1 protein-coding gene is annotated in these 1327 nt (G+C 37.5%); it reads left to right on the forward strand.

Annotated elements, in window-relative coordinates:
* Window positions 1-48: 48 nt before the first annotated feature.
* A partial coding sequence (allB, locus tag V7164_RS24880) for an allantoinase AllB (protein WP_335355557.1) occupies window positions 49-1327 on the forward strand: 1279 nt, incomplete at its 3' end.

The following is a 1327-nucleotide window of genomic DNA, read 5'->3' on the forward strand; positions in this document are numbered from 1 at the left end:
CTTTTAGTTATTCCATATAACTTTTTGAAAATTGAAAGGGGAATTATGATGACTTTTGATGTAGTAATTAAAAATGGGAATGTTGTTTTACGTGATGGAGTTTACAAAGTTGATATCGGAATTAAAGATGAAAAAATCTCTTGCATTGCACAACAAATTACTGATGATGCAAAAGAAGTTATCGATGCAAGTGGACAATATGTTATGCCAGGAATGATTGATACACATGTTCATATTAGTGAACCTGGTCGTACTGAATGGGAAGGATTTGAAACAGGATCAAAATCATTAGCGGCTGGCGGTACAACAAGCTATGTTGAAATGCCGCTTAATGCTCTTCCAGCAACAATCAATAAAGAAGCTTTAGATCTTAAGCTTGAAGCAGCTATTGATCAAAACTATGTTGATTACGCTTTTTATGGAGGACTTGTACCAGAAAATCTGGACAAGCTGAAAGAATTAGCGGATGCGGGTGTCCTTGCATTTAAATGCTTCTTATCTGATATCACTAGTGATGTGCCAGGTGATTTCACAAATGTGGATGATTACACATTATATAAAGGTATGCAAAAATTGGCGGAATTAGATCAGCTGCTATGCATTCACGCGGAAAATCCATCGGTTACATCTGGTCTTGCTAAAGAATTTGCGAGAGAAGGCAAAAACTCTGGAGTAGAATATGCGGAATCACGCCCTGTTTTTACAGAAGTGGACGCTGTTCAACGTGCGATCCTTTTCGCTAAAGAAACTGGTTGTAAATTGCATTTAGTTCACATTAGTACGTCAGAGGCTGTTCAAGCTATTTTAAAAGCTCGTGAAGAAGGTGTAGATGTAACAGTTGAATCTTGCCCGCACTACTTTGCCTTTACTGCTGAACAAGTTGATGAAATTGGTCCTAGAGCAAAATGTCAGCCTCCAATCAGAAAAGCAGAAGATCAAGCGAAATTATGGGATGAGCTTCTTAACGGGAATATCGACTGGCTCACATCTGACCATTCTCCTTGTACTGAGGACTTAAAACAAGGAAATCTCTGGGAAGCATGGGGTGGTATTAGCGGAGCACAAAATAATGTTGATCTTATGTTTGATTTAGCTGTTAAACAACGCGGCTTACCAGTTCATAAGTTTGTTGAATTAATCGCAACAAATCCGGCAGAACGCTTTAATATTACACATAAAGGTGAAATTGCCGTTTCAAAAGATGCTGATATTATTTTAGTTGACCCTAACCAATCCTATGTTGTAAAAAGAGAAGACCTGTATTATAAAAACAAACATAGTGCATATGAAGGCAGAAAAATTGATTGCCGTGTAACAAAAACAATTG

Origin of the sequence: Bacillus sp. JJ1474 (assembly GCF_036965225.1) — a bacterium.
Classification (GTDB): domain Bacteria; phylum Bacillota; class Bacilli; order Bacillales; family Cytobacillaceae; genus Cytobacillus.